19 protein-coding genes and 1 tRNA gene are annotated in these 20,391 nt (G+C 70.5%); 9 read left to right on the top strand and 11 right to left on the bottom strand.

Features of this window, described 5'->3' with window-relative positions:
• Positions 1–49: 49 nt before the first annotated feature.
• The 4 genes from AQJ58_RS17720 to AQJ58_RS17705 all read right to left on the bottom strand — a co-directional run bounded on the left by AQJ58_RS17720 (position 50) and on the right by AQJ58_RS17705 (position 4,645).
• Positions 50–796, bottom strand: coding sequence for a DUF6227 family protein (locus AQJ58_RS17720; protein ID WP_067251236.1), 747 nt, complete (start codon positions 794–796; stop codon positions 50–52).
• Positions 797–998: 202 nt separating this feature from the next.
• Positions 999–2,225 carry a L,D-transpeptidase gene (locus tag AQJ58_RS17715; RefSeq protein WP_067251791.1) on the bottom strand — a complete coding sequence of 409 codons (1,227 nt, stop codon included), beginning with the start codon at positions 2,223–2,225 and terminating at the stop codon, positions 999–1,001.
• Positions 2,226–2,368: 143 nt separating this feature from the next.
• Positions 2,369–3,394 (bottom strand): P1 family peptidase, encoded by a 1,026-nt coding sequence (locus tag AQJ58_RS17710; RefSeq protein WP_067251234.1) that lies wholly within the window; start codon positions 3,392–3,394, stop codon positions 2,369–2,371.
• 36 nt (positions 3,395–3,430) lie between these two features.
• The gene (locus AQJ58_RS17705) at positions 3,431–4,645 is read right to left on the bottom strand and encodes a low temperature requirement protein A (protein ID WP_067251789.1); all 1,215 of its coding nucleotides are present in this window, start codon (positions 4,643–4,645) and stop codon (positions 3,431–3,433) included.
• A 62-nt stretch (positions 4,646–4,707) separates the two neighbouring features.
• On the opposite strand from AQJ58_RS17705, the gene AQJ58_RS17700 reads away from it, so the two are divergent.
• A complete protein-coding gene (locus AQJ58_RS17700; protein ID WP_067251232.1) occupies positions 4,708–4,890 on the top strand; it encodes a hypothetical protein in 183 nt (60 codons plus the stop codon).
• A gap of 52 nt (positions 4,891–4,942) precedes the next feature.
• On the opposite strand, the gene mscL is transcribed toward AQJ58_RS17700, so the two are convergent.
• The 6 genes from mscL to AQJ58_RS17675 form a co-directional block, all read right to left on the bottom strand.
• Positions 4,943–5,419: a large conductance mechanosensitive channel protein MscL gene (gene mscL / locus AQJ58_RS17695; RefSeq protein ID WP_067251230.1), complete on the bottom strand. Its 477-nt coding sequence runs from the start codon at positions 5,417–5,419 to the stop codon at positions 4,943–4,945.
• A 138-nt stretch (positions 5,420–5,557) separates the two neighbouring features.
• A complete protein-coding gene (locus AQJ58_RS17690) occupies positions 5,558–6,175 on the bottom strand; it encodes an RcpC/CpaB family pilus assembly protein (protein ID WP_107122088.1) in 618 nt (205 codons plus the stop codon).
• A 127-nt stretch (positions 6,176–6,302) separates the two neighbouring features.
• The gene (locus AQJ58_RS17685; protein ID WP_067251787.1) at positions 6,303–7,136 is read right to left on the bottom strand and encodes an S-methyl-5'-thioadenosine phosphorylase; all 834 of its coding nucleotides are present in this window, start codon (positions 7,134–7,136) and stop codon (positions 6,303–6,305) included.
• Positions 7,137–7,236: 100 nt separating this feature from the next.
• A complete protein-coding gene (locus AQJ58_RS40830) occupies positions 7,237–7,557 on the bottom strand; it encodes an FmdB family zinc ribbon protein (RefSeq protein WP_079078997.1) in 321 nt (106 codons plus the stop codon).
• A gap of 67 nt (positions 7,558–7,624) precedes the next feature.
• Positions 7,625–8,881: an MFS transporter gene (locus tag AQJ58_RS17680; RefSeq protein WP_067251227.1), complete on the bottom strand. Its 1,257-nt coding sequence runs from the start codon at positions 8,879–8,881 to the stop codon at positions 7,625–7,627.
• 279 nt (positions 8,882–9,160) lie between these two features.
• On the bottom strand, positions 9,161–10,711 hold the full coding sequence (locus AQJ58_RS17675) for a potassium/proton antiporter (protein ID WP_067251225.1): 1,551 nt from the start codon (positions 10,709–10,711) through the stop codon (positions 9,161–9,163).
• Between the two features lie 205 nt (positions 10,712–10,916).
• Here AQJ58_RS17675 and AQJ58_RS17670 point away from each other — a divergent pair, with 205 nt between their 5' ends.
• Positions 10,917–13,733 (top strand): penicillin acylase family protein, encoded by a 2,817-nt coding sequence (locus tag AQJ58_RS17670; protein ID WP_067251223.1) that lies wholly within the window; start codon positions 10,917–10,919, stop codon positions 13,731–13,733.
• 76 nt (positions 13,734–13,809) lie between these two features.
• Here the strand turns inward: AQJ58_RS17670 and AQJ58_RS17665 are convergent, their stop codons facing one another.
• A complete protein-coding gene (locus tag AQJ58_RS17665; protein WP_234360078.1) occupies positions 13,810–14,361 on the bottom strand; it encodes a 5-formyltetrahydrofolate cyclo-ligase in 552 nt (183 codons plus the stop codon).
• Positions 14,362–14,517: 156 nt separating this feature from the next.
• Between AQJ58_RS17665 and galU the strand changes: the two genes are divergently transcribed.
• The 7 genes from galU to AQJ58_RS17630 all read left to right on the top strand — a co-directional run bounded on the left by galU (position 14,518) and on the right by AQJ58_RS17630 (position 20,092).
• A complete protein-coding gene (gene galU / locus AQJ58_RS17660; RefSeq protein ID WP_067251219.1) occupies positions 14,518–15,420 on the top strand; it encodes a UTP--glucose-1-phosphate uridylyltransferase GalU in 903 nt (300 codons plus the stop codon).
• A 5-nt stretch (positions 15,421–15,425) separates the two neighbouring features.
• Positions 15,426–16,751 (top strand): molybdotransferase-like divisome protein Glp, encoded by a 1,326-nt coding sequence (gene glp / locus AQJ58_RS17655; protein WP_067251217.1) that lies wholly within the window; start codon positions 15,426–15,428, stop codon positions 16,749–16,751.
• Between the two features lie 63 nt (positions 16,752–16,814).
• On the top strand, positions 16,815–17,294 hold the full coding sequence (gene moaC / locus AQJ58_RS17650) for a cyclic pyranopterin monophosphate synthase MoaC (protein ID WP_067251216.1): 480 nt from the start codon (positions 16,815–16,817) through the stop codon (positions 17,292–17,294).
• Entirely contained in the window at positions 17,291–17,833 is a 543-nt protein-coding gene (locus tag AQJ58_RS17645; RefSeq protein ID WP_067251213.1) for a MogA/MoaB family molybdenum cofactor biosynthesis protein, read from the top strand. The genes moaC and AQJ58_RS17645 overlap by 4 nt, the downstream gene beginning before the upstream one ends.
• Positions 17,830–18,456, top strand: a complete 627-nt coding sequence (locus tag AQJ58_RS17640) for a GNAT family N-acetyltransferase (protein WP_420712163.1) — start codon at positions 17,830–17,832, stop codon at positions 18,454–18,456. Before AQJ58_RS17645 ends, AQJ58_RS17640 begins: the two co-directional genes overlap by 4 nt.
• A 172-nt stretch (positions 18,457–18,628) precedes the next feature.
• A complete protein-coding gene (gene glpR, locus AQJ58_RS17635; protein WP_067251209.1) occupies positions 18,629–19,903 on the top strand; it encodes a divisome protein SepX/GlpR in 1,275 nt (424 codons plus the stop codon).
• Positions 19,904–20,018: 115 nt separating this feature from the next.
• A tRNA-Ala gene (locus tag AQJ58_RS17630) sits at positions 20,019–20,092 on the top strand.
• Positions 20,093–20,391 lie beyond the last annotated feature (299 nt).

Below are 20,391 nucleotides of genomic sequence, written 5' to 3'. Positions count from 1 at the left end.
CCCACGACGGGGCCGCGACCGGCCGCTGCACGTCAGACGACGGCGGGAGTCAGAAGACCTGCGCCGCCCGGCGCTCCATCGCCTCCCGGGCCTCGGCCTCCGACTCGTACACCTCGCACATGTGCCGCCCGTCCGGCGTCGCCGTGTGCTCCACCTCCCACAGGGAGATCTCCCGCCCGTCACGCAACAGGAACGCGTGCTCGTACAGCGAGAACCCCAGACCCGCCCGGCCCGCCCGACAGGGCCGCCCGAACGCCTGCGTGATCTGGTGCGCGAACGCCGACCTCAGCAGCTCGGCCGTGTCCGGACCCGGCCGGTCGGGGTTCTCCGCGCGGCGCAGCAGCCGCCGCGCATGGTCCGCCGAGTCGTCCGGAACATACACGTGCCGGGGCGCGGACACCGGCTCCAGCGGCGCCAGCACCGGCAGCTCGAAATCCGGCTCGTCCGGCGGCAACGGCAGCCGCGCGGTGGCCGTACGCAACTCCTCCTCGTCGACGTACACCTCATGCTGCGGTTCGCTGCCCGGGGTGGCGTTGTGCACCAGCTCCCACAGCGTCAGAGCACACCCGTCGGCCAGCAGCCAGGTGTGCCGGTAGGTCTCACGGTGCAGACCCGCGCTGTGATGCGCGGAGTGCAGCGAGCTGTCGTGCGCCAGCGCACAGTCGAGCCGCCGAAGGACGTCGTCCGGCAGCTCGAACGAGTTCAGGGCACGACCTAGCAGCCGCGCGAGATGCTCCTCCGGAGACTCGGGCGACTCGGCTGGTTCGTACGCTGCGGTCTCGTACGGAACGCTCAAGGTTTCTCCCGGCGTTGCTGCATGTCACCTTGTGGGTGCATACCGTAGCCCCTCGGTCCGACATCATGTCCGGGAACCGAGAAACCTACGTCGGGGAAAACGCGAGGACCGCGCGAAAAGTTCCCGCGCGGTCCCACGATCCCTCAGAAACCCCCGGTGGGAGGCCTGTTGCCCCGGAACACCGGCATCCGCACCGCCCCGCTCAGGCCGCGCTCCCCGCGGTCCACTCGGCCCACGACATGTTCCAGCCGTTGAGCCCGTTGTCCGGCGCCACCGTCTTGTCCGGCGAGTTCTTCACGATCACGACGTCCCCGATCAGCGAGTTGTCGTAGAACCACTTCGCCGTCGTGTCGCCCTGCGCGCCCTGCACATCCGCGAGCCCCACACACCCGTGGCTCGTACCCGTCCGGCCGAACGGCGGGTTCCCCTTGTTGTACCAGTAGTTGCCGTGGATGAACGTCCCCGACGTCGTCAGCCGCATCGCATGCGGCACGTCCGGGATGTCGTACTCCCCGCCCAGACCGACCGTCTGGCTGTTCATCCGCGTCTGCGTGAACTTCTCCGAGATCACCATCTGACCGTTGTACGTGGTGTGCTGCGGGCTGCCCGAGGAGATCGGCACCTTCCGCAGGACCTGCCCGTCCCGCACGACCGTCATCATCTCCGTGTTCACGTCCACCGTGGACACCTGCGAACGCCCGATCTCGAAACTGACCGTCTTCTTCTGCACCCCGTAGACGCCGTTCGCGCCCTCGACGCCGTCCAGGTCGATCTTCATCGTGACCTTGGAGCCGGCCTTCCAGTACTCCTGGGGCCGGAAGTCGAGCCGCTGAGCCCCGAACCAGTGCCCCACCACCTGCTGCCCACTGCTGGACGTCACCGTGATGTGCGACTGCACGGCCTTCTTGTCGCTGATCACCTTGTCGAACGTGAACGACACCGGCATCCCCACCCCGACCGTCGTCCCGTCGTCCGGCGTGTACGTCCCGATGAAACTGCTCGCCGAAGTGACCGTGGTGAAGATCGAGTTGGCGGCGGCGACCTTGCCGCTCCCGTCCTTCGCGGTCGCCGATATCTCGTACTTCGTGCCGCGCTCCAACTGCTCCTTCGGCTTCCAGCTGCTGCCGTCGGCCGACAGTGTGCCCCCGACGACCTGCGCCGTACCGGCCACCGTCATCTTCACCTCGGTCAGCCGCCCGTCACTGACCTTCACCCCGGTCGTGTTGATGGACGCCCCCGTCGAGCCGTCCTTGGCCGAGATGACGATCTTCGCGGTGGACGTCTTGGGCGAGGTCCCCTTACCGCCCTTGCCGTCGTCACCGCTCTTGGCGTCGGCGCTCCCCCCACAGGCGGTCAGGGTCAGGGCGCCGACCACCAGGACGGCACAGGCTCCCAGTACGCGCCGCGCTGCTATGTCCGGCGTTGTCACGGGCTGCTCCAGCTTCATGTGATGTGCGTGATCCGCTCCAGTACGTGAGAAAGGAGGTCCCCGGCACCCGCCGGGGTTCCCTCCTTGGTCCAATGAACGCGATGACGTGACAGAACCAAGACAATGACCCCGCCGCCGGCCCCTCAGCCCCCGTACAACTCCCGGTACGACGGCCAGGCCCCGCCCGCCCCCTCCACCGACTCGGCGGCCCGCACGGCCCGTACGATCGCCCGCGTCACCACCTCGGCGCCCGCCGCGAGGATGTCGTTCAGGGCCAGGGGATGCGCGGGGGAGAGCGGCCGGCCCCCCGTGGCCAGGGTGAACACCGTGTCGCCGTCATGCAGCAGATGCACCGGACGCACCGCGCGCGCGATCCCGTCGTGCGCCGTACCCGCCAGCTTCTGCGCCTGCGCCTTCGTCAACTCCGCGTCGGTGGCGACCACCGCGAGCGTCGTGTTCAGCGGGGGAGGGGCGTTGCGCGCGGCGCTCTCGGCGAGCCGCCGACGCGCCACCTCGTGCACACGTGCCTCGGGATACTCCACCCGCCCCTGGAACAACTCCCCGTACAGCACCCCCGTCCCGGGATCCGTCACCGACCCGACCGCGTTGGCCACCACCAGCGCCGCCACCGTGATCCCCGAGCCGAGGACGACACTCGCACTGCCGACCCCACCCTTCATCGCCCCGACCGCCGCACCGGTCCCGGCCCCCACGCACCCCTCCGGCACCGGCGCCCCCGGCGCGCTCGCGGCAGCCGCCTCGACCGCGGTCCGCCCGAGCTCCGCGTCCGGCCGGGCCCGGAAGTCACCGCCCCGCCCCAGGTCGAAGACACAGGCGGCGGGCACCACCGGCACCACCTGGCCGGGATCCGCCCCCACGGGCACCCCGCGCCCCCGCTCCTCCAGCCAGGCCATCACCCCCGACGCCGCGTCCAGCCCGTACGCACTCCCGCCGGTCAGAACGATCGCGTCCACCCGCTGCACCACATTGCGCGGATCGAGGGCATCGGTCTCCTTGGTGCCGGGACCACCCCCGCGCACGTCCACGGCGGCCACGGCGCCGCCCTCCGGCGCCAGCACGACCGTGGTGCCCGTGAGCCAACCGTCGCCGACGCGGGTGGCATGCCCCACCCGTACGCCCGCGACATCCGTCAGAGCGTCAACTGTCATGACCGCCAGTCTCGCCCAGCCCCGGCCCCGGTACGGCTATCCCGCTCGGCCCGCCCCGTCCGCCGCGCTCTCCCGCACGGCCGCGCGCGCCGTCAGCGTCGTCCCCGTCGCCACCGTCAGCGCCGCCACCAGGCCGGCCGCGAGGACCGCCCAGTCGCCGAGGAAGGTGCAGCAGATCACCAGCAGCGCGGCGCCGGGCAGCACCAACTGCTGGGCCAGACCCACCTTGAAGTGTCGGGCGTGCAGCGCCCAGACCGTCAGCAGATACAGCGCCGTGGGCAGTGTCACCGCCGCCGACGCGGCCGGCGTCGACAGGTGCGCCTTGCCGGCGGCCTGCTCCACCGCCACCTCCAGGCCCGCACCGATCGCCGCGGCAGAGGCGAACACGAAATAGTGACCGTAACCCCACACGAACGACTGCTGGTTGGACCGCAGATGCCCGTGGATGGGCACCACGAAGTAGATCCACCACGCGGCGAAGACGATCAGCAGACCACCCACCGCGATCGGCAGCAGCTCGCCCAGCGCGTCGCTCTCGTCGACGGCCGACTTCACTGCGACCGTGGCCGCCGCGATCGTCTCGCCCAGCACGATGATCGTGAACAGCCCGAACCGCTCCGCGATGTGATGCGGATGCCAGGTCGTCGGATGGTCCTTCTCCGCGTACACCGGCACGCACATCTCGAGCACCGCCATCACCAGGAACAGCCAGACCCTGCCGCCCTCCGGCAGGACCAACAGCCCCGCCCAGCCCACCTGGCACAGCAGCACGCCCCCGGCGTACCGCAGTGCCATCGTCCGCTCCGGGCCCTCGGCCGACCACGCGACGCGCAGCCACTGCCAGCTCAGCGCGAACCTCATGATCACGTAGCCCAACCAGACGACCACGAAGTCGTGGTCCTCGAACGCCCGCGACACGCCCGCCGCCAGCACCAGCACCCCGGCGATCTGCACCAGCGTGACCACCCGGTACAGCACGTCGTCGTTGTCGTACGCCGACGCGAACCACGTGAAGTTCATCCACGCCCACCAGATGGCGAAGAACACCATCGCGTAGTTGAGGACGCCCTCCCCCGCATGGGACTCGGCCACCGCGTGCACCAGTTGCACGCCCGCCTGGGCAACGGCAACCACGAAACACAGGTCGAAGAAGAGTTCGAGCGGGGAGGCGACCCGGTGCGCCTCCCCGCGCCCCCGCGCGGTGAGCCTGCGCAGCGGTCTCGCGTGATCGCGAGCAGTACTGGACGTCATGAGCCACAGCACAGCAGATGCGCGCCGAAAAGTCCTGACCGGGGGAGACGTACCCTGGAGGCATGAGCACCCCGACCGCCCCCGAGCCGCGCGACCCGAAGGCCGCGCTGTCCTTCGACGACCCGCTGGACCAGCAGTCCTCGGACGACACCGACGGAGGCTGGGGCGAGCGTCCCACCTCGTCCGGCGACAGCGCGGCCGACCTCAGGCGCTTCCTGGACGAGAAGCCGCCCCACCACCTCTGAACCGTCCCGCGCGCCGTCCGGACGGTGCCGCACAGCCTCCGGTAAACGGCGACTACCGCCCGACGGACCCCGGACCCCGCTGCGCCACCATCACGTCGCGGATCTCCTTCAGCACCTCCAGCTCGGTCACGTCGATGACCTCCCGCGTGCCCTCGCGCGCCTTCCTGCGGGCCTCCACCCGCGCCAGGTACTTCGCCATCGGCAGCACCATCAGGAAGTAGACCACCGCCGCGGTGATCACGAAGTTCAGCGCCGCACCGAGGACGGCGCCCCACAGGATCGGCACACCGCTCGTCACCGTCCCGTCCGCCGCGACCTTGCACGGATCTTCCAGGCAGGAGCTGTAGCTGTCCAGGCTCTTCGTCCCGATCGCGCCGACCAGCGGGTTGATGATGCCCTTCACCACCGAGTTCACGATGTTCGTGAAGGCCGCGCCGATCACCACCGCGACGGCCAGATCGACGACGTTCCCTCGCATCAGGAAGGCCTTGAAGCCGTGCCAGATGCTCGGATTCTGGTTCTTGCTCACCGCGGGGACTCTCCTTGTGTGGACGCTTTGTGGCACACGAGGTGACACAAGTCGTGGAACGAACAGCTCCGCAACCTACGTCACCCTGAGCCACACGTGCCCCGTCCGGTAGCCCCAACGAAGGACTTGACTTCTTCTTCACCACAAGGTCACCGCCAGCCGGGACGATGCGCTCGCGCCCGCCAGGCGCGTCGCGGTCGAGCGGGACACCGACAGCACAACCAGCGCTCCTCCGCCACCGTCGTCGGTGACCGTGGAAGGGTCCACGGGCTCGGGCACCTTCGTCACGCGCGCCCCGCGCGCGACCACTCGCGCCTCTGCGTCAGCCGCCATGGGGCCTTCTGTGGGTACGGCGATGACGTCGACCCGGTCACCGGGCCGCAGCAGCCGGACGGTCGCCGCGTCCGCGATCCGCACCGGCGCCGTCACCTTTACCTCCACGTGGGCTGGGCGCCCGCGGACGGGCTCGCCCGCCGTGGAGCGCGCACGGACGGATGCGTCGCCGTCCGGATGCCCGCGCGCCGGAGCCGGCTCGCCGCCCCTGGGTCCCGCCGCCACGAGCGCGGCGGCGGTGACGGCCAGACCCAGCGCCACGGCACGCTGCCGGTTCCGCACGAGCCGGCGCAGCAGACACCACCCGCCCTTGACCCGCACCGGAGCGAACTGCGGCACCTCGCACGGCGGAGGTACCGGGTGGGCGGGAGAGGAAGAGGAGGAAGGGGAGGAAGCGGAAGGAGAGGAAGAGAACTGCGACAACGGGATCACCGCCTGCGACGAGGGAACGGTCAGCCAGGCCACGATGCCCGCTCACGCAGCCGCCCGCCGAAGCCGGTGGATCATCCACGGATTGTGGAAAAATCCGCCACCCGAACGATGCGTTCCGCTACGGCAGCTCGAAGCCCGGATCCATACCGCCCAACGCCTTCCCGCAGGTGCAGTCCCGCCCCTCGTTCGGCGGTAGCGCGGCCACCGCGTCGAACAGCACGCCCCGGAGCCGGTCCACGTTCGCCGCGAACACGGTCAGCACCTCTTCGTGCGACACGCCCTCACCGGACTCGGCGCCGGCATCCAGGTCGGTGACCAGGTTCAACGACGTGTAGCACAGCTCCAGTTCACGGGCGAGCGCCGCCTCCGGGTGGCCTGTCATGCCCACCACCGACCAGCCCTGTGCCTGGTGCCACAACGACTCGGCGCGCGTGGAGAACCGGGGCCCCTCGATCACAACCAGAGCCCCGCCGTCCACCGGCTCCCACTCCCGTCCGCGAGCCGCCTTGAGCGCGGCCGCGCGCCCGGTGGGGCAGTAGGGGTCGGCCAGTGACACGTGCACCACGTTGGGCACTGTGCCGTCGGGCAGCGGCAGTCCGTCGAAGTAGGTGCCCACCCGGGATTTCGTACGGTCGACCAGCTGATCGGGCACCAGCAGCGTGCCCGGCCCGTACTCGGGGCGCAGCCCGCCAACGGCGCACGGGCCCAGAACCTGGCGCGCCCCCACGGAACGCAGCGCCCACAGGTTGGCCCGGTAGTTGATCCGGTGGGGCGGCAGGTGATGCCCCCGCCCGTGCCGGGGCAGGAAGGCGACCCGTCGCCCGGCGATCTCGCCGAGGAAGAGGGAGTCGCTGGGCGCCCCGTAGGGGGTGTCCACCTGGATCTCTGTCACGTCGTCGAGGAACGAGTAGAAGCCCGAGCCACCGATGACGCCGATCTCTGCGTTCGCCATGACCAGCACAGTAGCCGGAAATCGAACACGGTCAGCTCTCGATCGTGAAAACACCGAGGACCCGGTCGTCGTACGACGACCGGGTCCTCGGGAGGTGGCCTTACGCGGCGGAGGTGCCCGCCGAAGTGCCCGAACTCGACTTCGACTCCGAGGAGGACGACGAAGAGGAGGAGGACGAGGAGTCCGTGGAGGACGACGAGGACGTCGACGGCTTCGACGAGGCCGGCGAACTGCTCGACGAGGAGCCACGGCTGTCGTTGCGGTAGAAACCGGAGCCCTTGAAGACGATGCCGACCGCGGAGAACACCTTCTTGAGGCGGCCACCGCACTGGGGGCACTCGGTCAGCGCGTCGTCGGTGAACTTCTGCACCGCCTCGAGGCCCTCGCCGCACTCGGTGCACTGGTACTGGTAGGTCGGCACTGTCTTCCTCCTGGCACTCTCACTCAATGAGTGCTAACGAGGGTCCATAGTGACGTATTCCTGAGGATCAGTCCACTGTCAGCGGCACGCGGTGACCGACGCCACGTGCCACGGTACGGCCCCGGGGGTGCGCCACCAGCCGCGACCGCAGTGCCAGCAGCGTGGTCAGGGCGAGCAGCGTGCCGCCCAGCGGCACCAGGAATCCGGCGCCCGACCACAAGCGGTCCTCCAACTGGCCGGCGACCGTGACGGCGGCCGCCTGCCCCAGCGCGACCGCGCCCGTCAGCCAGGTGAACGCCTCGGTGCGTGCCTGGGCCGGCACCAGGCCCTCGACCAACGTGTAGCCGGTGATCAGTGCGGGCGCGATGCACATGCCGACCAGCAGGCCCAGGCCCGCCAGCAGGAGCGCCGAATGCGCGGCCCACAGGCCGGAGGCCGTCAGCGCCAGTGCGGCGTACCCGACGAGCAGACGTCGCTGCGGGGCGGTCTTCCAGGCGACGGCCCCGCAGACCAGGCCGGACAGCATGTTGCCGGCGGCGAACGTCCCGTACAGGACACCGTTGAGGCCGGGCTCGCCGATCGACTCGCTGAACGCGGCCAGCGAGACCTGCATGCCGCCGAAGACCGAACCGATGCCCAGGAAGGCCACGACCAGTACGCGCACACCAGGGACGCGCAGCGCCGAGGCGTGCTCCACACGCGCGTGGCCGGCGGTGGCGGTCTGCGGCTGGGTGCTCTTCTGCGCGGCGAACAGCAGACCGCCGATCAGGGTCAGCGAGGCCTCGGCGACCAGTCCGGCCGCCGGGTTCACGGCGGTGCACAGGGCCGTCGCCAGCAGTGGGCCGACGACGAAGGTCAGCTCGTCCGTGACGGACTCGAAGGCCGCCGCGGTGGTCATCAGCGGCGACCCCTTCAGCTTCACGCCCCAGCGAGCCCGCACCATGGGGCCGATCTGCGGCACTGAGGCGCCCGTGGGCACGGCAGCGGCGAACAGCGCCCACAGGGGCGCGTCGGCCAGGGCGAGCGCCGTCAGCGTCAGGGCCGAGAATCCGTGCACGAGGACGCCGGGAACGAGCACCGCGCGCTGTCCGTAGCGGTCGGCGAGCCGTCCGCCGTAGGGCGCGAACAGCGCCATGGAGACGCCGGTGACCGCAGCGGCGGCGCCTGCCGCGCCGTAGGAGCCGGTGGTGTGCTGCACGAGCAGCACGATGGAGATGGTGAGCATCGCGAACGGCTGGCGCGCCGCGAAACCGGGAAGCAGGAACGTCCAGGCGCCGCGCGTGCGCAGCAGCCGGCCGTACCCGATGGAGACCGTGGATGCCACGGCCCGTGCCTTTCTGCCGCCTGGTAGCGCGACCCCACTGTGCGGGCGAGGGGCGCCGAGAGCTGTCCTCTTGCGCTACTGCGGTAGATACCGGGCCCGTCGGGGAGGCGTCCCGGCCGCCATACGGTCGCGCCAGCTCTGCGTCAGGCAGAGTTGGTTCGATCAAGGTGCGGGATCATCGTACCGGGCGTGGCGTGCTCATGGCCTGTGAGAGTGAGCACTCCGAAACCTGCCCTTAACGCGTCGCGGACGTGACCGGACGCGGCGCGGGACGTGCCCTCAGCCGTTTCCGCCTGTGCCCAGCCATCCGGCAAGTTTGCCCCCGTGTCCCACGGCGCGCAGCCGCTTCTCGGCGGCGTCACGGACGGGGTCGGTGGCGACGACGAGGAGTTCGTCACCGTGCCGCAGCACGGTCGTCGGCATCGGAACGAACGATTTTTCCTCGCGGACGACGAGGGTGACGGCAGCTCCGGCGGGCAGCCGCAGCTCGTTGACCTCGACGCCGTGCATCTTCGACCCCTCGGGGATCGCGACCGAGAGCAGATGCCCGCGCAGCCGTTCCAGCGGCGCCGACTCGACTCCGAGGTCGGCGGCCTCGGAGTCCTCACCCAGGCGCAGTTTGCGGGCCAGCCAGGGCAGCGTCGGCCCCTGGACGAGGGTGTAGACGACGACCAGGACGAACACGATGTTGAAGATGCGACGACTGGCCTCGATGCCGCTGACCATGGGGATCGTCGCCAGGATGATGGGGACGGCGCCTCGCAGCCCCGCCCAGGACATCAGGGTCTGCTCCTGCCAGGGCACCCGGAACGGCGTCAGGCACAGCACCACGCTCAACGGGCGAGCGACCATCGTGAGCACCAGACCGATGACGAGTGCGGGCCATACGTCGTCGCCCAGCTCGTGCGGGGAGACGAGCAGGCCGAGCAGGACGAACATGCCGATCTGCGCGATCCAGCCGAGCCCGTCGGCGAACCCGCGCGTGGCCGGCCAGTGCGGCAGCTTCGCGTTGCCCATGACCATGGACGCGAGGTAGACACCGAGGAAACCGCTGCCGTGCGCCAGGGCGCCGGCCGCGTACGCCGTGACCGCGATCGCCATGACCGCGATCGGATAGAGGCCGGAGGCGGGGAGCGCGACGTGCCTGAGGCCCCAGGAGCCGAGCCAGCCCACGGCGAGCCCGACGGCGGCGCCGATGGCCAGCTCCAGGGCTATCTCGCCCACCAGGACGTACCAGTGCTCGACGGGGCCGGTCTGCGAGAAGGCCACGACCAGGATGACCACGGGGGCGTCGTTGAAGCCGGACTCGGCCTCCAGGGTCCCCGTCACGCGCGCGGGGAGCGGGATGCGGCGCAGGACGGAGAACACCGCCGCCGCGTCCGTGGAGGACACCACCGCGCCGATGATGAGGGCCTGCCGCCACTCCAGCCCGGTCAGATAGTGCGCACCGGCCGCGGTGACCCCCACGCTCACCGCGACGCCGCCGAGCGCCAGCGCGGAGGCTGCCGGAAGGGCCGGCTGGATCTCCTTCCACTTCGTGCCCAGACCGCCCTCGGCGAGGATCACGACCAGGGCCGCGTAGCCGATGACCTGGGTGAGCTCGGCGTTGTCGAAGCGGATGTCGCCGATGCCGTCCTGGCCCATGAGGACGCCGATGCCGAGGTACACGAGCAGGCTGGGGAGCCCGCTGCGCGAGGAGATGCGTACCGCTGCGACGGCGACGAGCAGGACGAGCGAGCAGACGAGCAGGAGCTGGTTGAGGTGGTGGACGGTCAGCGGCGGTTTCCCTTCCCAGCCGCGCACGACTCGCGCGCGGGCGCACATGTACATGGGACACGAAGCGGTCCGCCCCGAGCCCAACTACTTCATTACCTTACCTAACTCTTGACGAATTCTTGACGCTCGAAGAGGCAAGATCGAACATCCTTCCGTGCTGGTACCCGACTCCGCGTCAAGTGGCGCAGACCCCTGCGCCTATGGTTGCTCCAGCACTCCAGGACCGCCTGCCGCTCGCGTTAGGACAGCAAGGACAGCGATGCCCCCCAACACCACCGCCTCAACGGGTGACAAGCCCGGCAAGTCCGGCAGGAAGAAGGGGCGAAAAGCCCGTCTTATCGTGCTCGTACTGGTGCTGGCCGTCATCGGCGGCATCGCTTTCGGTGCCTACTGGTCCATCAGTACGGTCCGTGCCTCCTTCCCGCAGACCAAGGGTTCGATCGCGCTCGACGGCCTCTCCGGGCCGGTGGAGGTGAAGCGGGACGGCTACGGCATCCCGCAGATCTACGCGTCCTCCGACGGGGACCTGTTCATGGCGCAGGGCTACGTCCAGGCGCAGGACCGGTTCTACGAAATGGACGTGCGCCGCCACATGACGTCCGGCCGCCTGTCGGAGATGTTCGGCAAGAGTCAGATCGACAACGACGAGTTCCTGCGCACCCTGGGCTGGGACCGGATCGCCAAGAAGGAGTACGACACCAAGCTGTCGGACTCCACCAAGAAGTACCTCCAGGCGTACGCCAAGGGAGTCAACGCCTACCTCAAGGGCAAGGACGGGGCGGACATCTCCCTGGAGTACGCGGCGCTCGGTTTCACCAATGACTACAAGCCGGCCGAGTGGACCCCGGTCGACTCGATCTCGTGGCTGAAGGCGATGGCCTGGGACCTGCGCGGCAACATGCAGGACGAGATCGACCGCGCCCTGATGACGAGCCGTCTCGGCCCGCAGCAGATCGCCGACCTGTACCCGGAGTACCCGTACAAGGTCGACGGCAAGGCCAACACGATCGTCCAGCAGGGCGAGTACAACGAGCTCACCAAGGCGTTCGAGGACAGCGACGGCGCCAGCACGAACGGCGGCTCCGGCGAGACCTCGTCCAGCGGCTCCACGGGGACCGGCGGCTCGACGAGCGGTTCCGGGACCTCCTCGGGGACCTCCGCGGACGGCACGGGCCTGCAGGGCCAGCTGGAGGGCCTCTACGAGGTCCTGGACGACCTGCCCACGGCCGTCGGTGTGAACGGCAACGGCATCGGCTCCAACTCCTGGGTCGTCTCGGGCGACCACACCATCACCGGTAAGCCCCTGCTCGCGAACGACCCGCACCTGTCGGCCTCACTGCCGTCGGTCTGGTACCAGATGGGCCTGCACTGCCGCACCGTCTCCAGCAAGTGCCAGTACGACGTCTCCGGCTACACCTTTGCCGGCATGCCCGGTGTGATCATCGGCCACAACCAGGACATCGCCTGGGGCATGACCAACTCCGGCGTCGACGTCACCGACCTCTACCTGGAGAAGCTCTCCGGCGACGGCTACCTCTACGACGGCAAGACCAAGCCCTTCGAGACGCGCACCGAGACCATCAAGGTCGCCGGCGGCAGCCCGAAGAAGATCGTCGTCCGCGAGACCCAGGACGACATGCCCCTGCTGTCCGACCGCAGCAAGGAACTCGTCAAGGTCGGACAGAAGGCCGCCGTCGACAACGCGGCACCCGACCGCGGTGACGGCTACGGCGTCGCCCTGAAGTGGACCGCCCTGCAGCCCGGCACCACCATGGACGCCGTCTTCGCGCTGGACAGGGCCAAGGACTGGGACGAATTCCGTGACGCGGCCAAGCTGTTCGAGGTGCCCTCGCAGAACCTGATCTACGCCGACAAGGACGACAACATCGGCTACCAGCTCCCCGGAAAGATCCCCACGCGCGCGAAGGGCGACAACGGCGCGATCCCGGTGGCGGGCTGGGACTCCAGGAACGCCTGGACCGGCTACATCGACTTCAAGGCGCTGCCCAACGAGCTCAACCCGAAGCGCGGCTTCATCGTCACCGCCAACCAGGCCGTGGTCGACGACACGTACCCCTACACCCTCACCACCGACTGGGGCTACGGCACCCGCAGCCAGCGCATCACCGACCTGATCGAGCAGAAGATCAAGGGCGGCGGCAAGATCTCCACCGATGACATGCGTCAGATGCAGATGGACAACAGCAGCGAGATCGCGAAGCTGCTCGTCCCCACCCTGTTGAAGATCAACATCGATGACCCGGACGTCCGCGAGGCGCAGGAACTGCTCCAGAACTGGGAGCGCACGCAGGACGCCGACTCGGCGGCGGCCGCCTACTTCAACGCGGTCTGGCGCAACATCCTCAAGCTCGCCTTCGGCAACAAGCTGCCGAAGGAGCTCCGCGTCGAGGGCCAGTGCCTGTGGGTCGACCCGGCGAACGCCACCAACGCCGTCGACGACACCGCGAAGGTCCGCGAGTGCGGCCAGCGCGACGCCGACCAGGCGCAGCCCGACGGAGGCGACCGCTGGTTCCAGGTCGTGCGCAACCTCATGGACAAGCCGGACAGCGACTGGTGGACCACGCCCAAGTCGGCCACCGGCCGCGAAGGCGCCGACCGCAACCGCGACGACCTGTTCAAGCGCGCCATGATCGACGCGCGCTGGGAGCTCACCGCCAAGCTCGGCAAGGACATCGACACCTGGAGCTGGGGCCGGCTGCACCGCCTGTTCCTGAAGAACCAGACCCTCGGCACCAGCGGCCCCGGCTTCCTGCAGTACATCCTCAACCGCGGCCCCTGGAAGCTCGGCGGCGGCGAAGCGGCAGTCGACGCGACCGGTTGGAACGCGGCCGGCGGCTACGGCGTCGTGTGGGTGCCGTCGATGCGCATGGTGGTCAACCTGGAGGACTTCGACAAGTCGAAGTGGATCAACCTCACCGGCGCCTCCGGGCACGCGTTCAGCGCTCACTACACCGACCAGACCGGCAAGTGGGCCAAGGGCGAACTGCTCGACTGGTCCTTCTCGTCGGCGGCGGTCACCAAGAGCACCAGCGACACCCTCGTGCTCAAGCCATGACCGACTGAGAGCGGCCATGCAGAAGGGGCCCTTCACGCACACGCGCGTGAAGGGCCCCTTTCTCGCGGCAGGCGCGCTAGGAGAAGCGCCGCACTCCGGACGGTGTCACCACCGCCCGCACCGGCAGATCGTGCGGCTCCTCGGGGACGTGCTCGACCACCTCGTCGTCGTACAGCAGCACCACGAGCGAGGGGCGCACGCCGGCGCGTTCCAGGCGGGCCAGGACGCGGTCGTACGATCCTCCGCCGCGCCCTAGACGCATCCCGCGTGTGTCGACCGCGAGCCCCGGCAGCAGCACCACGTCCGCACCCGTCACGGCGTCCGCGCCGAGCCGCTCGCCGACCGGCTCCAGAAGCTCCATTTTGCCGCCGTGCCGGACCGGCGCGAGGGAGCCCGGACCCTCGTACGCGCCCCAGTCGAGGTCGTTGTCCGGCAGCAGCGCGGGCAGCAGTACGCGCACGCCCCGGGCGCGCAGGGCGTCCAGGAGCGCGAGGGTGCCTGGCTCGGTGCCCACAGAGACGTACGCCGCCACCACGCGCGCGTGCGCCAACTCGGGCAGCTCCAGGGCATGCCCGGACAGCGCCGCGGCCGCCGTGCGCACGTCGTCCGCCGTCAACCTGCTCCTCATGTCGAGGAATCCTCGCCGCAACACAGTTTTGTCAGAGTCCGCTGTGCCGTTCCCACGGCTCATGGATCGCATCCGCACTGCTCCAATACGCTCAAATGAACACTTATTAAGCGGAGCTTCAGATTCCTCTCAAAGTCACCGGATAAGGTTGCGAACATGACTCAGTCTCCCCCCAGGATCAGTAAGGCTGTCATCCCCGCAGCAGGCCTCGGCACCCGGTTCCTCCCGGCGACGAAGGCCACTCCCAAGGAGATGCTGCCGGTCGTCGACAAGCCCGCGATCCAGTACGTGGTCGAGGAGGCCGTGTCCGCCGGCCTCGACGACGTCCTCATGGTCACCGGTCGCAACAAGCGCCCCCTCGAGGACCACTTCGACCGCAACTACGAACTCGAGTCGGCGCTGGAGAAGAAGGGCGACGCCCGGCGGCTCGCCAAGGTCCAGGAGTCCAGCGACCTCGCCACCATGCACTACGTCCGCCAGGGTGACCCCAGGGGCCTCGGCCACGCCGTCCTGTGTGCCGCCCCGCACGTCGGGAACGAGCCGTTCGCCGTCCTCCTCGGTGACGACCTGATCGACCCCCGGGACCCGCTGCTGCGGCGCATGATCGAGGTTCAGGAACTGTACGGCGGCAGTGTCGTCGCCCTCATGGAAGTAGCGCCCGAGCAGATCCACCTCTACGGCTGCGCGGCCGTGGAGTGCACCGCCGACCGCGACGTGGTCAAGGTCTCCGGCCTGGTCGAGAAGCCCGAGCCCACGGACGCCCCCTCCAACTACGCGATCATCGGCCGCTACGTCCTCGACCCGGCCGTGTTCGAGGTGCTGCGCGAGACCGAGCCGGGCCGCGGCGGCGAGATCCAGCTGACCGACGCCCTCCAACTGCTCGCCCAGGACGAGAAGGTCGGCGGGCCGGTGCACGGCGTCGTCTTCAAGGGCCGCCGCTATGACACCGGCGACCGCGGCGACTACCTGCGTGCCATTGTCAGACTCGCGTGCGAACGTGAAGATCTGGGTCCGGACTTCCGTTCCTGGCTTCGCAGTTACGTCACCGAGGAGATGTAGCCACTTTGAGCACCGCCGCGCCCCGCCCCACCGACCAGGGCCACCTCTGGTCGGTGGACGAGCACCTGGAGGACATCCTCGCCACCGTCCGCCCCCTGGAACCCATCGAGCTGCCACTCCCCGACGCCCAGGGCTGCGTCCTGGTCGAGGACGTCACGGTCGCGCTCTCCCTGCCGCCGTTCGACAACAGCTCCATGGACGGGTACGCCGTACGGGTCGCGGATGTCGCGGGCGCGAGCGAGGAGTTCCCAGCGGCCCTGGAGGTCGTGGGGGACGTCGCGGCGGGACAGGCGGCCGATCTGCTGTACGTGGGGCCCGGCCAGGCCGCCCGCATCATGACCGGTGCCCCGCTGCCCCACGGCGCCGAGACCGTGGTCCCCGTGGAGTGGACCGACGGAGGCCTCGGTGAGGGGCCGGTCACCGGCATGCGCGCCCGCAGTCTCGCCCCCGAGCAGGCCTCCGGGCACGTACGCGTGTACCGCCCTGCGGAAGCACGCGCGCACGTGCGCGCGAAGGGCAGCGACGTCCAGGCCGGGGACCGTGCCCTCGACGCCGGCACCGTCCTCGGGCCGCCCCAGATCGCCCTGCTCGCCGCGATCGGCCGCGGCACGGTCCGGGTGCGGCCACGTCCGCGCGTGGTCGTCCTGTCCACCGGCAGCGAGCTCGTGCAGCCCGGCGAGGAACTGGGCGCCGGCCAGATCTACGACTCCAACAGCTTCGCCCTGACCGCCGCGGCCCGTGACGCCGGCGCCATCGCCTACCGGGTCGGCGCGGTCGCCGACGACGCCGAGACCCTCCGCTCCACCATCGAGGACCAACTGGTCCGCGCCGACCTCCTGGTCACCACCGGCGGCGTGAGTGTCGGGGCCTACGACGTCGTCAAGGAGGCGCTGTCGCACGTAGGCGACGAGGACGAGGCCGGCAGCGGCATCGAGTTCCGCACCCTCGCCATGCAGCCGGGCAAGCCCCAGGGCTTCGGTTCCATCGGCCCCGACCACATCCCCCTGCTGGCCCTGCCCGGCAACCCGGTCTCCTCGTACGTCTCGTTCGAACTGTTCGTCCGCCCCGCCATCCGCACGCTCATGGGACTGGAGGACGTCCACCGGCCCACCACGCGCGCGAGGTTGGCCGCCGACAAGGCGATCCGCTCGCCCAAGGGGCGCCGGCAGTTCCTGCGCGCCACCTGCGCCGACGGCACCGTCCGCCCCGTCGGAGGCGCCGGCTCGCACCTCGTGGCCGCCCTCGCGCACGCCGACGCGCTGATCGTCGTTCCCGAAGACGTGGAGTCCGTCGAACCGGGCACCGACGTCGAGGTGGTCCTGCTCGGCTGAGCACCCCCCGTTGGGGGTACCGTGTCGCGCACAACAGGCCCGGACCGGGAGCGCCGCACCACCATGAGTACGCAGGACCGACTGACGCACATCGACGACGCGGGCGCCGCGCGCATGGTCGACGTATCCGGCAAGGACGTCACGGCACGCACCGCGCGCGCCAGTGGGCGTGTCCTCGTCTCGCCCCGCGTGGTCGAGCTGCTGCGCGGCGAGGGCGTCCCCAAGGGCGACGCCCTCGCGACCGCGCGGATCGCCGGGATCATGGGCGCCAAACGCACCCCGGACCTGATCCCGCTGTGCCACCCGTTGTCGGTGTCCGGTGTGAAACTGGACGTGTCGGTCGCGGACGACGCCGTGGAGATCAGCGCCACCGTGAAGACGACGGACCGCACGGGCGTCGAGATGGAGGCGCTCACCGCGGTCTCCGTCGCGGCGCTCACTGTGATCGACATGGTGAAGGCGGTCGACAAGGGAGCGGTCATCACGGACGTGCGCGTGGAGGAGAAGACGGGCGGCAAGTCGGGCGACTGGAGTCGGACATGACCTTGGACGCGTCGGCAGGAGGTGCCCTCCTCGCGCCCTACAGCGCACTGGTGGTCACCGCCTCGAACCGGGCCTCGGCCGGGGTGTACGAGGACCGGGGCGGCCCGCTGGTCGCCGAGGGCCTCAGCGGCCTCGGTTTCGCCGTGGACGGGCCGCAGGTCGTGCCCGACGGCGACCCGGTGGAGGAGGTGCTGCGGGCGGGCGCCGAGGCCGGCTTCGACGTGATCGTCACCACCGGCGGCACGGGCGTGTCGCCCACGGACCGCACCCCCGAGGCGACCCGCAGGGTGATCGACTACGAGGTGCCGGGCATCGCGGAGGCCATCCGCGCCTACGGCCGTGACAAGGTGCCCACCGCGGCGCTCTCCCGGGGCCTGGCCGGCGTCGCGCGCGGGACCCTGATCGTCAACCTGCCCGGCTCCACCGGCGGCGTGAAGGACGGCCTCACGGTCCTCGCGCCGCTGCTGAAGCACGCCGTGGACCAGATCCGGGGCGGAGACCACCCCAGACCGGCCGCCACTGCGGGGGGTGCGAGCTGAACGGCGCATCCTGGCCCGTGGAGCTGACGGAGGGCGACATCGTCCTGCGGCCGATAAAGCTGCGCGACCAGCGGGCCTGGCGCGAGGTGAACCGGCGCAACCGGGACTGGCTGCGCCCCTGGGAGGCGACCATCCCTCCTCCGGCGCCCAGTGGGCCGATCGCGCACCGGCCGACCTACCGCCAGATGGTCCGCCACCTGCGCTCCGAGGCGAACGCGGGACGGATGCTGCCGTTCGTGATCGAGTACCGGGGGCAGCTGGTCGGGCAGCTGACCGTCGCCGGGATCACCTGGGGGTCCATGTGCTCGGGGCACATCGGCTACTGGGTGGACGAGGCGGTGGCCGGCCGCGGGGTGATGCCCACGGCCGTGGCGCTCGTCGTCGACCACTGTTTCCGGACCGTGGGGCTGCACCGCATCGAGGTCTGCATTCGCCCCGAGAACGGGCCCAGCCGACGGGTCGTGGAGAAACTCGGATTCCGTGAGGAAGGGCTGCGGCCGCGCTATCTCCACATCGACGGCGCCTGGCGCGACCACCTCGTGTTCGCGCTGACGGCGGAGGAAGTTCCCGAGGGCATGCTGGGCCGCTGGCGGCGCGCACGCTCACAGAACGCCTCCAATTGAATACGGCACTCCGGAACGCGTGCGGAAAGGCCCCACAGTCTCCGAATAGATGTTCGAAAGCGATCGGTTGATCGCACTGGTCGCAAAAAAAGCTCGAAATATCAGCCAGATCGTGCGACACACCGGCCCAATTGGCGGATGGCCCCACGCGAATCCCTCTACGGTGTGAGGCGTGAGCAGCAGCGGCCTCATCTACGCAGTCATCGTCGGGGCCTGGGCCGCCTACTTGGTGCCGATGTGGCTCCGTAGGCAGGACGAGCTGAACGAGGCCCGTCCGACGGAACGCTTCAGCACCGCCATCCGGCTGCTGTCCGGACGGGCGGGTATGGAGCGCCGGTACGCCAAGGACCTGCGGGCGCGCTCCTCCGAGGAGGGGGAGCGGGACTCCGGCGCCCCGGACGCCGTCACCGAATCGGTGGACGTCCGGGCCTTCGCCATGCCCCCCACCCGTCCGCAAGTGAAGGCGCCGGTTCAGGAACGGACGCCGGAACGGACGCCGGAACGGACGCAGGAGCGGGCGCCGGAGCGCGGCCACGCGCGCCCGGACGCGGCACGCGACCCGGGGCGCGAGCCGAAGCGGGATCCCGCGCCCAAACCCACGCGCGAGCAGGTCGCCGCCGCGCGGCGCACTCCCGGCGGGCAGGCGGCCGCAGCGCGCGCCCAGCGCTCGAAGGCGCTCGCGCGCCGCAGGCGCACCACGATCATGCTGTTCCTCGCCTTCACGCTCGGCACGGTCGTCGCCGCCGTCGGAGGGCTCGCATTCCTTTGGGCGCCGGGCGTGCCCGCCGTCCTGCTCAGCGGGTACATCGCCTATCTGCGCGCCCAGGAGCGCCGCCGTTTCGCCTTCCAGATGGACCGCAGACGCGCCGAGGCCGCCGCGCAGCGGCTCCGCGAGCGTCAGCCCCGCCGCCGCGCCCCCGCTGCGGCCTCGGCCGCCGCGACCGCCGAGCCGGCCGCGGACGCCGGCGCAGAGGAGCCGCACGAGGCCGCCGAGCCGGAGACCGATCCCGGCCTGCTGGCCCTCGCAGCCGACCGCAGGGCGCTCGTCGAGCAGACCGATCACGCGGAGTGGGTCGACCAGCAGCGCGAACGGCAGCGCAGGCCGGGCCACGGCGACAGCTGGGACCCGGTGCCCGTACCGCTGCCCACGTACGTGACCGCGCCGGTCGCACCCCGGGCCACCTCCGACGTCGACCTCGGCGCCCCGGACGCGTGGAGCTCCGCCCGCTCCAGCGCGGTCGTGCCGGAGCAGGGCGCGGCGGACGCCACCGCCGTACCGGACGCGGAGCCGCGGGAACCGGGGCACGCCGACGGCGGGACGGCGGACGGCGACGAGCGCAGCGACGCCCGCCGCGCGGCCTCGGCCCGGCGCTCGCGCGAGCGCGGCCACACCCCGCTCTTCGACCAGTACGAGGACGGCGAGCGGCCCCGGGCGGCCAACGAGTGACACGCGCGTGTGCCCCGCGGCGGGCCCCGGGAGCCTCCGGGCGCCCGGGCCCCCGGCCTCCGGGAACGGATTTTCAAGCAGCCCGATCGGGGTGCTAGAGTTTCACTCGTTGCAAGGGCCTGTGGCGCAGTCCGGTAGCGCACCTCGTTCGCATCGAGGGGGCCAGGGGTTCAAATCCCCTCAGGTCCACGCAGCATGAAGGTCCGCCCCCGTCGGGGGCGGACCTTCTGCCATGTCCGGGGTGACCTCACCGCGCACGCCGCCGTCACCGCGCCGAGCGCCGGCCAGGGCACGACGAGCGTTGCCGGGGCCGACACCAGACGCAACGCGCCCCACATCCCCGCCAGGTTGACGAGCGGCACCAGCAGGCCCAGCACGGCACCCACCCCCACGACCGTCAGCGCCTCCGCCGCGGTCAGTCGCAGGATCTGCCCGCCGGTGACCGCCAGCACCGACCGCCGAATCTGACCCGGTGTCGCACCCGCGGT

The sequence above is a fragment of the Streptomyces sp. DSM 15324 genome, from assembly GCF_001514285.1.
In the GTDB taxonomy this organism is placed as follows: Bacteria; Actinomycetota; Actinomycetes; order Streptomycetales; family Streptomycetaceae; genus Streptomyces.
Note: the sequence above shows the minus strand (reverse complement) of the source record. Positions and strands in the feature narration are given on the sequence as shown.

Bases quoted from the DNA above. Each gene is read 5' to 3' on its own strand.
- AQJ58_RS17710 (WP_067251234.1), bottom strand. From the start codon at position 3,394: ATGACAGTTGACGCTCTGACGGATGTCGCGGGCGTACGGGTGGGGCAT.
- AQJ58_RS17705 (WP_067251789.1), bottom strand. From the start codon at position 4,645: ATGACGTCCAGTACTGCTCGCGATCACGCGAGACCGCTGCGCAGGCTC.
- AQJ58_RS17700 (WP_067251232.1), top strand. From the start codon at position 4,708: ATGAGCACCCCGACCGCCCCCGAGCCGCGCGACCCGAAGGCCGCGCTG.
- AQJ58_RS17685 (WP_067251787.1), bottom strand. From the start codon at position 7,136: ATGGCGAACGCAGAGATCGGCGTCATCGGTGGCTCGGGCTTCTACTCG.
- AQJ58_RS17675 (WP_067251225.1), bottom strand. From the start codon at position 10,711: ATGTACATGTGCGCCCGCGCGCGAGTCGTGCGCGGCTGGGAAGGGAAA.
- AQJ58_RS17670 (WP_067251223.1), top strand. From the start codon at position 10,917: ATGCCCCCCAACACCACCGCCTCAACGGGTGACAAGCCCGGCAAGTCC.
- AQJ58_RS17665 (WP_234360078.1), bottom strand. From the start codon at position 14,361: ATGAGGAGCAGGTTGACGGCGGACGACGTGCGCACGGCGGCCGCGGCG.
- galU (WP_067251219.1), top strand. From the start codon at position 14,518: ATGACTCAGTCTCCCCCCAGGATCAGTAAGGCTGTCATCCCCGCAGCA.
- moaC (WP_067251216.1), top strand. From the start codon at position 16,815: ATGAGTACGCAGGACCGACTGACGCACATCGACGACGCGGGCGCCGCG.
- AQJ58_RS17645 (WP_067251213.1), top strand. From the start codon at position 17,291: ATGACCTTGGACGCGTCGGCAGGAGGTGCCCTCCTCGCGCCCTACAGC.